This window comes from Vibrio sp. Of7-15, from assembly GCF_022347565.1.
In the GTDB taxonomy this organism is placed as follows: domain Bacteria; phylum Pseudomonadota; class Gammaproteobacteria; order Enterobacterales; family Vibrionaceae; genus NORP241.
On record NZ_JAKRGH010000008.1, the window covers coordinates 97471 to 115158 of the forward strand.

The following is a 17688-nucleotide window of genomic DNA, read 5'->3' on the forward strand; positions in this document are numbered from 1 at the left end:
AGCACGAAAGCATACCTGCATTTGGAAATCGATGTTCATAGGAGCGGATAATGACAATTGAACAGATTTGGCAAGAATATCAGACGGCCTTAAAAGCGTTTTTACATTCTAAAATTTCCAATCCAGATGATGTTGACGATCTTCTTCAAGATGTTTTAATAAAAACGTTCAATAATCTAAGTACGATTAAAGATACGCAAAGTATTAAGGCTTGGCTGTTTCAAGTTGCAAATAATGGCATTATTGATTTTTACCGTGCTCAAGGTAAACTTCCCACTCAAGAATCAGACTTCAATACGGTTTTTGATGAAAGTGAATCTTCAGTTCAAATAAGTTTGGCTCAATGTATCGAACCATTTATTAATGCGTTGCCAGCTGAGAATGCTGAACTTTTACGAGCGATTGATATCAACGGAAAAGCACAAAAACAATATGCCTTGGATAATGGAATCAGCTACTCAACGTTAAAGTCACGAGTTCAGGTTAGTCGCGGTAAATTAAAAGGGCTATTTGAGGAATGTTGTCATTTTTCATTAGACAAACACGGTAACATTATCGATTTTGACTCCAAAAAAGGGCAATGTAATCACTGTTGATTATAAATAAGTGGATATTATCACTTGAAGATAAAATATAAGGCTGATATGTTAAAAGAATGAAAACTATTTATTCAACTTCATTTCTTACAATTTCTTGGTGGCGCTCTTTCTTATAGAGCGGCACTGAATCTTTTTATTCAAACGCCGCCGGATGGCAGCGATTGAATAACGTAATATGTCTCCGGTGGTCTATTTAGGAGATATATGATGAAAACTTTTCCATTTACTGCATCAGATAAAACCACTGTATCAAAAGAGAAAATCCTAACAGGGGATAGAGCCACAGGGCAGCTTCATCTTGGCCATTATATTGGCTCACTTCAGCAAAGAGTTCATTTACAAGAGAAGCATGATCAGACTATTTTAGTGGCAGACATGCAAGGCTTAACCGATAATGGAAATAATCCGCAGAAGGTCTCTTCTAACATTTTAAATGTGGTGGCCGACTATTTGGCTGTTGGCATCGATCCGATGAAAACGACAATTTGTTTACAATCGGCATTGCCCGCGTTGGCAGAACTTACCATGTTCTATTCTAATATAGTGTCTATTGCTCGGTTAGAAAGAAACCCGACCGTTAAAAATGAAATTCAAAATAAAGCGTTTGGTCGCTCTATTCCTGCGGGTTTTTTAACATACCCAATCAGTCAAGCTGCGGATATAACCGCTTTTAGAGCAACGTTAATCCCCGTTGGTGATGATCAGTTACCCATGTTGGAACAGAGCAATGAAATAGTAAGAAAAATGAATAATATAGCAAAAGAGAATATTTTAGTTGAATGTAAGCCACTATTGAGTCGAGTACCAAGATTACCAAGTACCGACGGTAAAAATAAAATGTCTAAATCCATGGGAAACACTATTCTACTTGATTCCACACCGAAAATAATATCTAAAGCGGTGAAGTCTATGTATACCGATCCTAATCACTTGAATATTGAAGATCCTGGCCAAGTTGAAGGTAACGTCGTGTTTACTTATCTTGATGCATTTCACTCTGATCAAAACTATGTTGAGCAATTAAAACAACAATACCGTGATGGAGGATTAGGAGATGGCACAACGAAGAAAATATTAGAAGAGTGCTTACAAGATTTGTTGGAGCCAATACGTTCAAGGCGCACAGATTATATGTCTGATAAAGCACAGTTAATTGAAATAATAAAGGAAGGCACACTGAAAGCACGAGAAGAAACTGAGCAAGTAGTATCAGATGTTAAAAGCGCATTTGGGCTAGCTATATTTTAAAAATTACTTTCTCATATATAAGTTAGGCATTAAATACGATGCCTTTATATCTCTAGTGCACTATAATTTTATTGCGCTATATTAAATAGACACTCAGTCCAAAAAGTAAATTAAATAATAAAAATAACATTTAAATATGCCAAGATTTATCTAGTAAAAGATCAATAAGGAGATACTTATACATTAAAAATTTCGCTTATTGATTTTGACTTTATTTTTATCAGTTAATAGGGGATGTTTATGAATGATTATTATGACAAGCTAACAAGATTATTACATTGGATTATGGCTGTGATTATTATTTATGCCACCCTTGCAGGCTATATAATGCATTTGGTTATTGAAAGTCACCCTCATCTATTTGATTTTCTGTCCGTATTGAATATGTCACTAGCAACGGTTGGTTTCTTCTTATTTTTTATCAGAATAATATGGAAATTTAATCGACCTGATATACACAAACCAACGCCTGAAAGTACCATTCAGAAAGTCGCTTCAAAAATAGTGCATGTATTCTTGTATGCTTTTATGGCTATCGTGTTCATTAGTGGATTTCTGATGCTTAAAAATGATTACATGCTTTTTTGGCTAATCTCGATACCTAATCCAATTTCCGACCCTGAGATCAATGACATGTTCTTCATAGTACATCGTGTGAGTTGTGCTGGATTAACTCTGCTGGTTTTACTGCATGCCTGTGCAGCTTTACATCATCACTATGTCAGAAAAAATAATGTGTTATACCGAATGATAGGACCTACGTTATATTCCTAACTATTTGAAACTAAGCTTCTTATTGGCATTGTTTCAATAACCACTGCTTAAAATATTCTATTGGATCGGAAGTGCGATGCTGAACTAAAAAATAACTCGCTTCAGAAGAAATAGGATCAAATGGCGATACTAATTTATTTTTTTCAAAATCATCCGCGACGAGAGCATACCTTGCCATGGCGACACCGACTCCAGCTTCCGCTGCTGCCATGGCCATATCAGTTCGATTAAAAAAATGGCCGCGTTGACTATCAGCTTGTATTCCCACTTTTTTAAACCAAAAATGCCATTCAAAATCCTTTTTAACTTCTTGAAAGGGCATTGCATCGTGTAACAGTGTCACGTTATCCCATATGTCATGTTGAGTTTTATTGATCGCAGACTCCCAATCATAAAGTGCTTGATAGGTTGGGCTCATAACTGGAATTAACTTCTCTTGCATTAGCTCATGCGCATTAGGTGTATTTGATGGGCACTTTCCATAATCAATCACGAGATCAAAGCTTGTATCTTGGTGATTAACTAATGCACCTTCAGCAAAAGTCTGGATTGAGATATCAGGGTAGAGCTGATAAAAACTCGGTAGGCGTGGAACTAACCACTTAAAAGCAAAAGAAGGAGTAAGCTTTAGCCTAACTTCACCTGAAACGGAGATATTTTGTTGTAGCTCTTCAATACATTGCTGAATATCTGAAAAACTACGATGAACCACATGAAACAGTTGCTCACCAGATCGGGTGAGTGTAATCCCTCTGGAGTGTCTTTCAAATAATGTTAAGTTTAGTTGTTGTTCTAATAAGCGTATCTGCTGACTCACCGCACCCGTTGTAATGTGCAATTTTTGTGCAGCTTGAGTAAAACTGCCTAAACTTGCTGCCATTTCAAATGCCGTCAAACCAGATACATTTTTACCGCCAATTCGCATTCATCATTCCAGGGTATAGAAAATCTATACGCTTACATTAATAAATATCGATTGTTAATAACATGTAATTAATCCAAGCTTGTGAATACGACAACAAAAATAAACGGAATGTGTAATGAATGTGATTGTTTTAGGCGGTGGAGTCATCGGTTTGACGTCAGCTTGGTATCTACGTCAGCAAGGGCACGATGTCACTGTGATTGATAGGCAAGCCCGGTGCGCAGATGAAACCAGTTATGCAAATGCCGGACAAATTTCTTACGGCTATTCGTCACCTTGGGCCGCTCCCGGTATTCCAAATAAAGCGGTTAAGTGGCTACTGCAGAAACACTCACCATTAAAAATTAAACCATCTGTTTCACCACAGCTATACATGTGGATGTCTCAAATGCTAATGAATTGTAATTTAGAGCGATATAGTATCAATAAAAGTCGCATGCTCCGTATTGCCAATTACAGCCGTGATTGCCTGGCAGAATTAAGAAGTAACTATCACTTATCTTATGAAGGACGCCAGAAAGGAACTTTACAAGTATTTCGCTCTGAACAACAAATTGAAGCGATACAAAAAGATCTCAAATTGTTGTCAGACAGTAATATCAACTTTCAACAAATTAATGCGAGCTCTTGTCTTGAGATCGAACCTGGCCTGAAAGAAGTAAAAGAAAAAATCATCGGTGGATTGCATTTGCCCGACGATGAAACAGGTGATTGCTATCAATTTTGCCAACAGTTGGCTACTTTGGCTGAAAGTGAAGGGGTAAAATTTACATTTAATACGAACATTACCAAACTAAATGTCGTTGATAATAAATTAGAGTCGGTTGAAACCTCTTCTGGGAAATTAAGAGCCGACGCATATGTTGTAGCACTAGGGAGCTTTTCATCTCAATTACTGCGTGAATTAGATCTAAAATCTCCTATCTACCCGGTAAAAGGGTATTCTTTGACTTTACCGATTATAAATTCAGACTTATCTCCGGTATCGACTGTCATGGACGAAACCTATAAAGTGGCAATCACCCGATTTGATGATCGTATTAGGGTTGCTGGTACTGCTGAGCTGGCTGGTTTTAATACTGAACTACCTCAAAAGCGTAAAGAAACCATCGCGATGGTAGTAAAAGATTTATTCCCAAAAGGGGGAGATCTAAATCGAGCAGAATTTTGGACTGGTCTAAGACCAATGACACCCGACGGCACACCTATTATTGGTAAAACCCCCATTACTAATCTTTATACCAACAGTGGTCATGGAACATTGGGTTGGACAATGGCCTGCGGATCAGCCAAGTTATTATCTGATATTGTTTCAAACAAACAAACCGATATAGATCCTGAGGGCCTAAACATCGGGAGATATTACGCAAGTTGAAAATAGCAGCTGCTGTCATATACTAACGATAATCACGGAACATTGCTTAAGTTTTCCTAATCGATGATATGGGGTAGATAAAAGTAGCAACCCAAAAGTACGTTGTTACTTTATCCCATTAGATTATTCATAATACCTGAACTAGGAATATGGCCTCGACCATAGCGGTATGCCGTTTCAGGTTTACTCCAGCGGCCCAAAACCATGATCATTTCCAGACTGACGTTACCCGTATTCCATAAATCCTGAGTAGCACCAACACGAGTAGAGTGAGTACTGAACTTAGGTGTATTTGGAGGAAACATGTTTCCCACCAAAGAAAAAGCTCTATTATAGATATCGGCTAATCGTGAAGAAGAAAGTTTTGTATTGCGACTGTTCAGCTTATTGTGTTTATTAATTGAAGTGAAAAAATAACGCTCTCCATCTTCAAAATAACTTAGGCCAGACATCTCGATATAGCGCTGAAATAGTTTTATTACACTGTCACTTATTTCGGCTATATCTGGATCACCACTGTGATTCGTTTTAGTAAACGGGATAGTCAGCAGATTCGCTTGAAAGTTGATATCATGCAGCTTGATATTTCTCAGTTCTGAGCCGCGTAATAAGCAACAATAGGCCACCGATAAAATACAAGCGTCTCTTATATCCACTAATCTATCGCTATTTGATAACAATTTGACCAATAAATTCAAGTGCTTAATATTAATTGGTGTTGCTTGTTTGATTTTTTCGCCACCAATTACTTTATCTTCAGTTAACCGCTTAAGCACATCATTAATGACGGGGTCATCACAAGGTTTTGGAAATCCTGCCTCAAAATGAATGGTGTTTATCGCCCATAAATCTGCTTTCAATGTATTTCTGTGACACTGTAACGCCCTGAATTTAAGATAACTCGTCACTACTTGGTAGTTTGTAGGCAAGGAGGGAAGGTTATTTTCTTGGCAAAATAGATCAAAAGATCGCCAGTGCGATTGAAGTTTGGTCCAAGAACTATCACGATAGCCACCTTTACGGGCCCAAAACTCATCCAAAAACTGGCGAGCAACAGAAATGATCTGTTCATTATTACTGTCTACGTTTGGATTATCTAAGATCTTTCTAAGATGTTGAGGTCGTAATTTACTTATATCGACGTTTTTTTGCTCTAAATAAGTAATACTTTTTGTCATTCGTTATATTTCCTTCACTTGAAGGGCTAATTTTACAGTAAAACCGCTTATTCTCAACTGTAATTAATGGAAATTCATTACAGTTGAGATCCTATTTAGATCTATACGCTACTCATTGAAGATCTCTGTGTGTTTTGGTGATTGTTTATCAGATCAATATTACCTGGAATGCTTTTTTAGTATCTCATCGTATATGCCGTTTTTCTTTATGGTTTCCAGTGCAGTTCGAAACTTATTGACTACATCATCTGAGGTTTTAGCACCAAAAGCCATATACATCACATCACTGGTTTCATTGATTTTATAAACCTTACGAATTCGATCGGAAGATAAATTGTTCTTATCCAAAAAGTAGTAACCAGAAAAATCAGAAATCGGCCATAAATCGATTCGGCCTTTGATCAGCATTTTCATCGCTTGTTCATGAGAGGGGACACGATGGAGGTTAGGGAAGTTATGACGTGAGAAAAAGTGTTCTTGTGCATCTCCAAGTGCAACGGCGATATGGTAATTTTTTGCGTCATTTAATTTATCAATGGTAATGTCTTTTCTTTCATCAAGAGCAAAAAGGTAAAAATCAATACTGGCAATCACGCCAACCCATTTGTAATGAATCTCTCGTTCGGGTATCCGGCTAATACTGTAAATTAGAACGTTTTGTTCACGTTTGGCTTTATCTAAAGCACGTGACCATGGAAGAATTGATATTTCCGCTTCTATATTCAATTCTGCTAGAACCGCTTGTATAACTTCAGTACTGACTCCAACGATTTTACCGTTTTCTTGATAGTTATAAGGTGGGTATTGCTCCGTGACAATACTTAGTTCCTGAGCAAAAGTAGGTAACAATAGAATATAGGTAAGAAAAAAAACTAATTTTTTGCCCAAATGACTTCCTTACCCTATCTATTTCATTGTATTTACAAAGTATAGCCCATTTTTTTATCAAGCATGAAAATACGAGACACTGTCACTTTTAATATTTTACAGATCGAGATAGTACTTTTGTTAGCTTTTTATTTGATATTTTTCATATTAAAACTGTAGAGCATTAAAAATGGATACGGCAGATTGATATTAACCCAAACTCAACCTTAAATATTTTAACGTTAACGGTCAGGATATCTGATGATGGAAAAGGGCACGAGATGATCGTATCGCTAGAAGCGAAGTACTTAAAAACATCTAACTATTTATATGGAGATTAGATTTCTTGATGTTGTGAGTGAGTTGATCACCACCATTTATGCAGGCACGCTTGTATGTGGGGAAGACTGTTAAGCAAATCGGATGTGAAAGATATTTTGAATAATAAGAGAAATTTTCAGAGATAAGCCCATTATCAGTCCTAAAAATATAGAATATACGTTGCCGTCTTAAATTTGAGACAATCTTTGTATTTTTATTCTTTTGAGAGTTTAGTGTATGGGAGATATATACATACTGTAAAATTTAAATTCTGATGATATAGATATAAAAAAAAATAAACCGTAATCATTGTTATTCAGATTGAACATTGAAAGTTTAAATATATTTATAACTTTCTATAGGCTTTATTTAATCAATTGAACAAGAAACATCAACAAAATAAATATGTTCGCCTTTAAGGTTATTAATATTTGGAAATAAATTAAAATTTTTACTCTTATTCATAATACAATTACGATTTATATGGACATTTGTGTGATCTAGATCTATATTTAGGGCTCTATAAAATCATAGGCAAGGATGCATATATTTAATGATAAGAAGTATTTATGACATTTTCTCTAAAAAATATATCCATCCGTAAACAGGTCTTATTACCTGTTGTTCTTTTGATCTTTGTATTGTTTGGCACGCTTTTCGTGACAAAAGTGAACCTAGATAAAGAACAAAAAGATATGGCACAAAATACGCATTCTTTGGTTTTTTATAAAGATACTCTTGCCAACATTGATGATAAAGTTTATCCGTTACGTATCAGTGCAGTATATGCTGTTTATGATGCCGAACGCCGAAAGCAATTTCAGTCTGAGTTAAACAGTGCATCAAAAGAGATAAAAGAATATTTACAAGATTTAGAAAGCGTTCCTGATTTTCAATCGTCAGTAAATGCTGTGGAATCTGCAATTAACTCGTATGTCGATTATTCTCGCCGTGCTGTGCCAATTTTAGATCAATACGATAGCGGAAAGCTTTCTGATAATGAATTTACTCGTTTTCTTGCAGACTATCGTGTAGTGGGTAATAACATGGTTCAAGCGATCAATTCATTATCACAACGTGTTAATCAATTTGCCACTACAGACCTTGAATACAGCATCGCTCATAATGAGCAAGTGAAAACAACAGCCACCTACATCATTTTAGCGGTATTTGTTGTCGCCATGATCACGGCGTGGTGGTTATCTGGCTTAATTGTGACACCAATTACGAAACTGCAAACAGTCATGCGCCAACTTGCTCAAGGTCACCTGAGCGTTCGTGCCGATCAAGATGGTGATAATGAAATCTCACAATTAAGTGGGGATGTGAATAAAACCGTCACTCAACTTCATGAAACGGTTGAAGCCCTAACGCGTATCAGTGAGGAAGTTGCATCGGCGTCCACTGAGCTTGCTTCTGTTATGACACAAGCGGAAGTTAATGCACATCAAGAACAAAATGAACTTGATCAGGTGGCTTCTGCGGTAACAGAACTTTCTTGTACGGCTGACAATGTTTCTGATAATGCCACTGCGGCAGATTCTACTGCGAAACAAGCGGATGAGCTTGCCAATGCCAGTTTAGATGTATTTTCAGAAGTGGATACTGCCAATGGCCAAATGTCGACTGCACTGAATGACGCCGCTCAAGTCGTGACACAATTGAAAGATCAATCAGAGCAAATTAACGCTGTTGTTGAAGTTATCCGTGGTGTTTCCGATCAAACTAATTTATTAGCTCTGAATGCTGCCATTGAAGCTGCGCGTGCAGGGGAGTCGGGAAGAGGGTTTGCTGTTGTCGCCGATGAAGTAAGAATGCTTGCAGCACGAACTCAAGATTCAACAGCAGAGATTCAAACCATTATTGAAGAGCTGCAACAAAAATCGGTATTAGCAAATCAAAGTATGCAAGAAAGTTTAACGATGTTAACGCGCACAGAAGAGCTAAGCCGACAAGCCAATGATTCTGTGATAGGCATTACTCAATCTGTTGCCAATATTAATGATATGAATACTCAAGTTGCGACGGCCGCAGAGCAACAGTCGCAGGTTACTCAAGACATTAACCGTAATATCAATACCATGTCTGAGCTAGTAAATCAGAATGTGACTGGGATTACACAAAGTGCCAGCGCAAGCAGTGAGCTATCTCAACTTGCTGAAAAACAAAAACAACAGCTCTCTTTCTTTAAACTGTAATCAGTTTTAAAATCGGCTGAACAATCCCTTATTTAGGTAACTGAATAAGGGATTTTTTATTGCTCTGATTAAAAATCACTATTCTTAAATAGTGTGAAAATACCCATCTAACCATATTCCGTTTTCTTTGGGAATGCGCTGCCTACAGTGACTTTCTCTGATCATGCCAAGTTTTTCCATTAATCAGTTGCCCTGTTAAGTCATTGTTTTAATGATTTCGTTCATTTTCTTTCTTATAAATCGATCAATAAATAAGATGGCATAGTGCTATCTCTTGTCTGACGGGGTAGAATCGCCATACTTTAACTGCTGCCCAGATGCTATGCTCTTTGCGGCACAATGTTCATCACTGTAGATAAAAATATGCACAGCCAAGAAACTTGTTTTACCTCTTTCCAAGCATCCATCGATGAGTATGCGTTACCAGAGCGATTCACTTTTCCATTTTATTATGAGCCACACCCGCTGTGTTTATTAGCGGCCAATGAGCTTCAATATTATTTAGAAACGCAAACGGAGTGGCAACACAACTTTGGCCTGACGGGTGATACCGATTCCGCAGTGGGTAAAATGTTTGGTGTGCTACTTGTGCAGAAGAAAACAGGCGAAGTGGGTTATTTAGCGGCTTATTCGGGTAAAGTCGCTGACAGCAACCATTTGGCGCATTTCGTGCCGCCAGTGTATGACATGTTATCGCAAGAGAGTTTTTTTCTTTCAGAGCAAGATGAAATTAATGTTATTAATCAAAATATTAAAAAGTTACAGGCAAACCCTAAGTTAGCAGTGTTAAAAAAAGCTGTGATTGTTGCCACAGATTCGGCAGCAGATCAGATTGAAGCCCATCGGCAAAAAATGATTGAAGGGAGAAAAAAACGAAAAGAACAACGTGCGCACATTGAGTCCACCATGACACCGGATGAGGCAAAACCTCACCTTATCCAGCTTAGCCGTGAAAGCGTTCAAGATAAAAATCAGTTACGAGATCTGAAAGTACACTGGGATGAACAAGTCAATGACGCCGAACAGCAGCTGCAGGTTCTGGCGAATGAAATTGAAAACTTAAAAAATACGAGAAAAACGTTGTCATCTCGATTACAAAAAAAGCTGTTTGATCAATATCGTTTTTTAAATACACATGGCGATGAAAAGAATTTAAACGACATCTTTAACAGTGCGACTCATCCCGTTCCACCAGCAGGATCTGGGGAATGTGCTGCGCCTAAATTGTTACAATACGCATTCAAATGGGGCATGAAACCCCTTGCTTTGGCGGAGTTCTGGTGGGGAGTAGCACCGAAATCTGAGATCAGGCAACACAAGAAATTTTATGCCGCGTGTCAAAGTAAGTGTGAGCCAATTTTAGGGCACATGCTGCAAGATCTTCCTATGGATGAAAATCCGCTGTTGATCAACCCTGCAGAAGGGAAAGACATTGATATTATCCATCAAGATGACGACATATTGATCATCAATAAACCGGCCGATTTTTTGTCGGTTCCAGGGAAAAACATCGAAGATTCGGTGTATTTACGAGTAAAACAGCGTTTCCCTGATGCCACCGGACCTCTTATTGTTCATCGATTGGATATGGCAACATCCGGTTTGATGGTGATCGCACTTACACCAAGAGCCAATAAAAGCTTACAAAAACAATTTATTACCCGCGCTATTCAAAAGCGTTACGTTGCAATGTTAAGTGGTACTCTGCAAGATGAAGAAGGTATGATTAACCTACCAATGCGAGGGGATCCTGACGATCGGCCGCGTCAGCTTGTGTGCCACGAACATGGCAAGCCAGCAGAAACAACTTGGCAAGTCATTGAGAAAAAAGACAATACAACCAAAGTCTATTTATACCCGAAAACAGGCCGAACCCATCAGCTGCGTGTTCATTGTGCCCATCATCAAGGGTTAAAAATGCCGATTGTCGGTGATGATCTTTACGGTTTAAAAAGCGATCGACTTCATCTTCATGCAGAGCAGCTATCGCTAAGCCACCCAATAACAAAAGAGCAAATGACATTCCAAGTTGATGCTGAATTTTAGCTCTAACAACGATAAAGGCGGGTTACTCTCCCGCCTTTTTCTATGAATTTGTTACCTATGCGTAGTTAACTGCACGCGAGATAAAAACATGGGCTTTAATAAAACAGCTTCCTCGTTAAGACTCATCAGGGTAAATGGGTTCAATATCAAGAAAGTAGCGTTTGTCTGCTAATGACGTTAGTAACATCCCTAATAACGCAGCAATGAATAAAGCAGGCCCCGGTAAACGAACCACAAACATTGAAGCAAATAAAGCGATGAAAGGAAGCAGATATAGCAACTTATATTTCAACGCGAGCTTGGTTGGCATATCCATTCGGCGTAACTTAGTAGCAAACATGTAGCAAGGCTGCTTGTTTTTAGATATCACAATCATACTGGCCGCTTCCATAACGTTCACGGAACGTATTGCCACCTCATACTCATTTCCGTTGACCAGAAAACTATCCTTCGAATTGGTATTGAAACTGTGAGTACTAATGCATTGTTCACCGTTAACCCAAATTTCTCGTTTTCCTAATGCATTGAGTTTTAATAAGACTTGATCACCATCACAGTCAAAACAGGCACTAAACCCATGCAGCAGGTGTTTAGGTTCAAATCCAGTAGGAGGTAGTGCATTAAGCTGCATTTCTTGTGATGGAATATCAACGGCATTATTCGTGTTTGCGTTGATGTTATCATTCGCATCGGATCCAGAACTGTCATCCCAAATCATCTCGATGGCATCTACCCCCACCAAACCAAGGAGTTGACTGTGTAACTTTTCTTTAATGGTCTCAGTCCACTGCTCGGGCTTTAGCACTAAATATGGTGAGACAGTGTAGATTTCAAGCGTCGTCGGCTCATTATAGGCACCAGCATAGTCAATGAAAACTTCACCTCCACTTCTTTTCTTTGGCGGTGGAGACTGTGGTTTAATGTCGCTTTCAAAAATGTTGATTAAAGGAGGCAGTAAAGGCTCTTCATAAATCCATTGTTTGATATTGGTTAAAAAGTCTTCACTGTTAATTGCCGATTCCGGTAAATTATGGACTCGTAGGTGGAAGCACGAAAACTTGCCTTCTCGTGCAGTGGAGTCATCATCCATATTGTCTAAATACGGTGCTCGTAAATTATGACTACAACCATAAAACTCACCGCTAAATGGTGTCACGATTTCATTGGCTTCATAAAAGCCCAGTCCACCTTTCTGACAATAATAAAGAACAGCAAACAAGCTACTGAGATTATCTTCATCCACTTGCTCGTTAAGTTTTTTCTGGACGTCTTCGGATTTAAGTAAGTTCAAAAAAGGCAGAATAGACTCTGGAGTAACATAATAACCAAGACAATAATTGGGAGATTCCGGAACAACATGATGTGGAAAGTCGCCTCGATGATGCTGGATACCACTTAGCAGCGGTGAAAAGCGGTCATCAATAATACTCAGGTCGAAAAGAGTAAAATTTCTAGAATAATAATAAGGATGTAAATAACTTAAGATCCCAGCGGCGGCAAACCCAAATTTGGCTGAAAAATCATCATCAGGGTCATAATCCACAATAGCAGGGTATAGCGTCTCCACCAAATAACGAGAATCTTCTGGTACTTGAGTTAGCGATTTTACTCGCTCTTTAACCAACGTTGATTCATCAAACACGCTAAACACAAATTGATCGATTTCTTCTGGTTTAACCGGATGGAAAGTGCAATCCACACCCATAAATAATCCTAATTACATAAACATCATTAATAGTTAATCATCATACCATTTATCGCACTCTTTTATAAATCCGCGGGTAACTTAGAGGTGGGAAATAAAATACGCACGCTGAATTGCGTACGTATTTTGATATCAATGAATTGGGCTTTGGCTTGTAAAAACGGTTAGTTAATGCCGACCCACACTAAATCTGATGGAGTAAATGCCAAATCAATCACACGATTAACCTTGTGCTGGGCCATATTCACTTCGACCAAGGTTTTATTTGCTGGGTTACTGATGTATAAAAGCTTCGTTTTTGGATCAAATGCCATTTCAATCTTTTGTGTCCCTGTTAAGGTCACTTTCTCATCCCAAATTTTAATGTCTGCCACTTTGTTAAAATCATGGTTCACATCAAAAGTCAGTAGCGTACCATCGGTATTTAAGAGCGCAAAAGTGTCTTCTGTCATGCTGATTGCTAATGCATTTTGTTCTGCGTTAGTGCGCCAATTCAGCTCGGTTAAAACATCTGTTTCCGGCGTGATACGAAATACCTGTTTGGATGCCGTTAAACCTAGCGCCGTTGTACTCTTAGCTGATGATAGGATTGTCTCAATACGTTCACCCGCCGTGATAGAAGCTGGGTTTGTGATTTTTTTACTGGCAAAATGATCACCGCCATCTTGGATAACAACCACACCATCCGCACACGCAAACATAACATCTTTTTGGCTATTTAACGCGCTATCAGCCAATTCAGGGCAGGTGACTTCAAACATTCCTTCATAATGAAAATGATCATTATGGCTAGATAATACCCCAATTCTATCAGGTACTTGGCTAGTTGAACCTTCTCCTTTCACCCCTGTAAATACATAATCTCCCCAAATTTGAGCTATGCCTTGTAAAGAATATGGAAACGCAAAATGCGCTAACTCTTGTCCTTTACCTAGGCTGTCGTCACTCAATACTTTAAATTGGGCGGAAACTCCGCTGGTTTCATCACCTTCATAAAATAGGGTAGCTTTGTTACCTTCAATCTTAAATTGTGACGGTGTCACTTCGTTAAATTCACCGCTTAACAACACTGGTGTTTTCGTGTAGTCATGACTGTGATCACCATGAGGTTCAGACCATACGCCACCGTCAATTACTTGCACTATACCTTGTTGTTTCTGCACCGCTAATGCGTAACGAAAACTTGGGCTAACATGTAGGTCACTGATTGGGTTCTGAACACTAATTTGCTCAACTAATGCCAGATCCTCTGTATTTAAAACATGAACCGATGCCGAATCAGCATCTGAAATCATCAAACGTCCTGGCAGACTTGCTTCATTATGACCATGCTCCGGTTCATGGCCAGTGGCGGCTGTATCATTCGTCCCTGTATTGCATCCCATCAAGATCAAACTGATTGTTAACGCTAGTAGTTTTTTATTTGTTGTACCAGAGTGAAAGTTTGTCATTTTCCTTTTTCCATCCATTTTTAAGTAATTACTCTATTGACCTTTTGATATGTTATAACATAACATTTAAATGAAACAAGCGTTCACATACAAATTTTTTATTTATATCTACAAGGTAACTCGTTGTGTTTAACTATAAAAAAACATCATTTCCACTGTCTGCTGTGTGTTTATCACTGGCGTTTTCTCTTTCTGCACATGCAGAGAATTCTCTGATTGATATTGGTGTTGTACTTGATGGGCATTATCAAAATAACGAGCGTTTTTTAAGCCACCGCGATGAAGGGTTTGGACTAGGCCACAGTGAATTAATGCTAAGTGGCAATATTGATACACATTTTAGAGGGGCACTGGTGGCCGTTCTACACAGTCATGGTGGCGAAACAGAATTTGAGTTAGAAGAAGCGTATATTGAATCTTTGTCTATGCCATGGGGCACAAAGGTAAAAGCGGGCCGTTTTTTATCCAACATTGGTTACATGAACAGTAAACACCTTCATGAAGATGCCTTCATTGAGCGACCAGCTATTTACCGTGCATTTTTTGGCTCCCATTATTTTGATGATGGGGCACAAATTAGCTGGGTAGCGCCAACCGATCTTTACTTACAATTCAGCACTGAAGCATTAAGTGGTGCCAAACTTGATTCGGGCTATGACAACCCGGCTAACGTCGGTGTATACACTGCCAATGTGCAAATAGGTGACGATATTGGTTTTGAACACAGTTGGAAGCTTGGCGTAAGCGCTGTTTTTAACGGCAATGGTAAAAAAGCCGTGTCTGCGAGCTCTGACTCTCATGTTCATACTCATCATGGTGAGCATGATCACAGCCATGATCATGCTCACCATCACGGGCCAAGCTACACCAGCGAAAAAATGTATGGCGCTGATGCCACTTGGAAATGGGCACCAAACGGAAATTACAAAGACAAACACATTCGTTTCACTTCCGAATATTGGTACATGGATGACATGATCGATGATTCACTTTACGGATTAGAGAATGCTAAAAACACAGCCGATGGATGGTATTCGGAGCTCGCTTATCAATTTTCGCCAACTTGGTCATTGAGTACACGCTATTCAGAGATGAAGGTAACCAGTGCCGAAGATCTGCATGCGCATGGCACTCTCGTTCATGGCCACTTTAAAGAAAACGAAGTCAAAGAAATCGATGTTGCCCTTGATTGGCACCCATCGCATTTTGGTCGTATTCGAGCGCAAATAACTCATGAAGAACAAATTAATCAAGACCAACACATCTTTTCACTGCAGTACGTAATGTCATTTGGAGCTCACGGTGCACATGCCTTTTAAATTGATCGCAGCCACCAGCGCTGTATTATTTAGCTATCAGGCTAATGCGTCTTTGTCGATCTTCACTTGTCAGCCAGATTGGGCCTCATTAGCGCAATATCATGCACCTGATGCCAAGATCTACTCAGCCACCACAGCCTTTCAAGATCCACATTACGTTCAGGCTAGGCCATCATTAATTGCCAAAATGCGCCGAGCTGATTTGGTGATCTGCTCAGGCTCAGAGCTAGAAATCGGTTGGCTACCAGAGCTGCAAAGACAAAGCCGTAATCCTAAGGTACAAAACGGTCAGCCGGGCTTATTCTTTACGACCGATCATGTAGAACTTCTGGATCAAACTGATCATGTTGATCGCTCTATGGGTGATGTGCACGGACAAGGCAATCCTCATGTTCAATTTGCCATTGATGCCATGCCAAATATTTCACGAGCTTTGACTGAAACTTTGATCAAGTTAGATCCCCAAAATGGCGATCAATACACTAGCTCTGGTCTGGGTTTTCGTGAAAAGTGGCAGCAGCATAGCGAAACTTGGCGCAAACAGGCCACTGATTTACAAAATATCAAAGTGGTTGGCTACCACAGTACGTATCGTTATTTATTCGAATGGTTAAATATAGATCAAGTGGCCGATTTAGAGCCAAATCCGGGTTTGCCACCAACAACCTCACATTTAGCGCAATTAGCCGCGCAGTCGTTTAATGGTGTTTCCGGTATTGTTTATTCGAGCCATCAATCTTCAGACGCGGCAGATTGGTTAAGCCAGCGCACCGATTTACCTATCGTTGTGCTTGCCCAAAGTGTAGGAGGACGAGAGGAAAGTGAAGATTTGTTTGCATTAATTGACGATTCAATACAACAATTGTTGGCATTGAAGGAGCCAAAATGATCGCAGCATACGATTGGCTGATCCCACCTATTTTGATTGGTATTTTGGCGGTGATCTGCAATATATTCCTTGGTAAACAAGTGTTAAAAAGGGGAGTCATCTTCATTGATCTTGCCATGGCTCAAGTTGCAGCTTTAGGGGTGATTGTGGTGGATTTTTATTTTCACTCCTATGCCCATCAGTCTTCTTGGGTAAGTTTGCTGGGGGCTTGGGCACTTGCTCTTATTGCAGCGGCCATCATTATGCTGTTAGAAGACAAGGTCAAATCCCATTTAGAGGCCATGATTGGTTTAATTTATGTGGTGTCGGCGTGTATTGCAACGTTAATTGTGAGTCATAACCCACATGGAATGGAAGTGGCGAAGACACTATTAAACGGACGTTTATTGTGGACGGATTGGCTGGATTTCTGGCCAATTTTATTCATCACTTTGATCGTTGTGACCATCGCCAGGTACAAGGATAACTGGTTATCTGGCAAAGGCTTTTATTTTGTGTTTGCGCTGGTGATCCCACCTTTGGTCTTAAATTTAGGCGTCTACCTTGAGTTTGCGGCTTTAATTATTCCAGTGTTGTTCACTAATGCCATACACAATAAAAAATGCCGTCTTTTTGCGGCGTTATCATTGGGAATTTGCGGGCTTTTATTTGGCTTTGCTCTCTCTGTGATGCACGATTTACCCATCGGGCCCAGTGTTGTGATTGGTATGAGTATACTCGCACTTATTACTAAAGTGATCTCTTTTGGTTTTAAGCATTGTTTTGTTCAAAAACGTGCTTAGTAAAACCTGCT

General features: G+C 39.1%; 14 protein-coding genes. 9 read left to right on the forward strand and 5 right to left on the reverse strand.

Features of this window, described 5'->3' with window-relative positions:
• Positions 1–50: 50 nt before the first annotated feature.
• The 3 genes from sigZ to MHO82_RS11080 all read left to right on the forward strand — a co-directional run bounded on the left by sigZ (position 51) and on the right by MHO82_RS11080 (position 2621).
• Positions 51–596, forward strand: a complete 546-nt coding sequence (gene sigZ / locus MHO82_RS11070; RefSeq protein WP_239184008.1) for an RNA polymerase sigma factor SigZ — start codon at positions 51–53, stop codon at positions 594–596.
• Positions 597–803: 207 nt separating this feature from the next.
• Positions 804–1847, forward strand: coding sequence for a tryptophan--tRNA ligase (gene trpS, locus MHO82_RS11075; RefSeq protein WP_239184009.1), 1044 nt, complete (start codon positions 804–806; stop codon positions 1845–1847).
• A gap of 240 nt (positions 1848–2087) precedes the next feature.
• Positions 2088–2621, forward strand: a complete 534-nt coding sequence (locus tag MHO82_RS11080) for a cytochrome b/b6 domain-containing protein (protein ID WP_239184010.1) — start codon at positions 2088–2090, stop codon at positions 2619–2621.
• A 19-nt stretch (positions 2622–2640) separates the two neighbouring features.
• On the opposite strand, the gene MHO82_RS11085 is transcribed toward MHO82_RS11080, so the two are convergent.
• Positions 2641–3546 (reverse strand): LysR substrate-binding domain-containing protein, encoded by a 906-nt coding sequence (locus MHO82_RS11085; RefSeq protein ID WP_239184011.1) that lies wholly within the window; start codon positions 3544–3546, stop codon positions 2641–2643.
• A 115-nt stretch (positions 3547–3661) separates the two neighbouring features.
• Here MHO82_RS11085 and MHO82_RS11090 point away from each other — a divergent pair, with 115 nt between their 5' ends.
• Positions 3662–4921: a D-amino acid dehydrogenase gene (locus MHO82_RS11090; protein WP_239184012.1), complete on the forward strand. Its 1260-nt coding sequence runs from the start codon at positions 3662–3664 to the stop codon at positions 4919–4921.
• Positions 4922–5031: 110 nt separating this feature from the next.
• On the opposite strand, the gene MHO82_RS11095 is transcribed toward MHO82_RS11090, so the two are convergent.
• Both MHO82_RS11095 and MHO82_RS11100 read right to left on the reverse strand, forming a co-directional pair.
• On the reverse strand, positions 5032–6099 hold the full coding sequence (locus MHO82_RS11095; protein ID WP_239184013.1) for a tyrosine-type recombinase/integrase: 1068 nt from the start codon (positions 6097–6099) through the stop codon (positions 5032–5034).
• A 159-nt stretch (positions 6100–6258) separates the two neighbouring features.
• Complete coding sequence (locus tag MHO82_RS11100; RefSeq protein WP_239184014.1) at positions 6259–6987, reverse strand: transporter substrate-binding domain-containing protein; 729 nt, start codon at positions 6985–6987, stop codon at positions 6259–6261.
• 869 nt (positions 6988–7856) lie between these two features.
• Here MHO82_RS11100 and MHO82_RS11105 point away from each other — a divergent pair.
• Both MHO82_RS11105 and MHO82_RS11110 read left to right on the forward strand, forming a co-directional pair.
• Complete coding sequence (locus MHO82_RS11105) at positions 7857–9485, forward strand: methyl-accepting chemotaxis protein (protein ID WP_239184015.1); 1629 nt, start codon at positions 7857–7859, stop codon at positions 9483–9485.
• 363 nt (positions 9486–9848) lie between these two features.
• A complete protein-coding gene (locus MHO82_RS11110) occupies positions 9849–11531 on the forward strand; it encodes an RluA family pseudouridine synthase (RefSeq protein ID WP_239184016.1) in 1683 nt (560 codons plus the stop codon).
• A gap of 115 nt (positions 11532–11646) precedes the next feature.
• Here the strand turns inward: MHO82_RS11110 and MHO82_RS11115 are convergent, their stop codons facing one another.
• Both MHO82_RS11115 and MHO82_RS11120 read right to left on the reverse strand, forming a co-directional pair.
• Entirely contained in the window at positions 11647–13236 is a 1590-nt protein-coding gene (locus tag MHO82_RS11115) for a hypothetical protein (RefSeq protein WP_239184017.1), read from the reverse strand.
• 164 nt (positions 13237–13400) lie between these two features.
• Positions 13401–14687 (reverse strand): hypothetical protein, encoded by a 1287-nt coding sequence (locus MHO82_RS11120; protein ID WP_239184018.1) that lies wholly within the window; start codon positions 14685–14687, stop codon positions 13401–13403.
• 125 nt (positions 14688–14812) lie between these two features.
• Between MHO82_RS11120 and MHO82_RS11125 the strand changes: the two genes are divergently transcribed.
• Genes MHO82_RS11125 through MHO82_RS11135 form a run of 3 tightly spaced genes read left to right on the forward strand, consistent with a single transcriptional unit; the run spans position 14813 to position 17677 of the window.
• Complete coding sequence (locus MHO82_RS11125; protein ID WP_239184019.1) at positions 14813–16006, forward strand: TonB-dependent receptor; 1194 nt, start codon at positions 14813–14815, stop codon at positions 16004–16006.
• Complete coding sequence (locus MHO82_RS11130) at positions 15996–16895, forward strand: zinc ABC transporter substrate-binding protein (RefSeq protein WP_239184020.1); 900 nt, start codon at positions 15996–15998, stop codon at positions 16893–16895. The genes MHO82_RS11125 and MHO82_RS11130 overlap by 11 nt, the downstream gene beginning before the upstream one ends.
• Entirely contained in the window at positions 16892–17677 is a 786-nt protein-coding gene (locus MHO82_RS11135) for a metal ABC transporter permease (protein WP_239184021.1), read from the forward strand. The genes MHO82_RS11130 and MHO82_RS11135 overlap by 4 nt, the downstream gene beginning before the upstream one ends.
• The last annotated feature ends 11 nt before the right edge of the window (positions 17678–17688 follow it).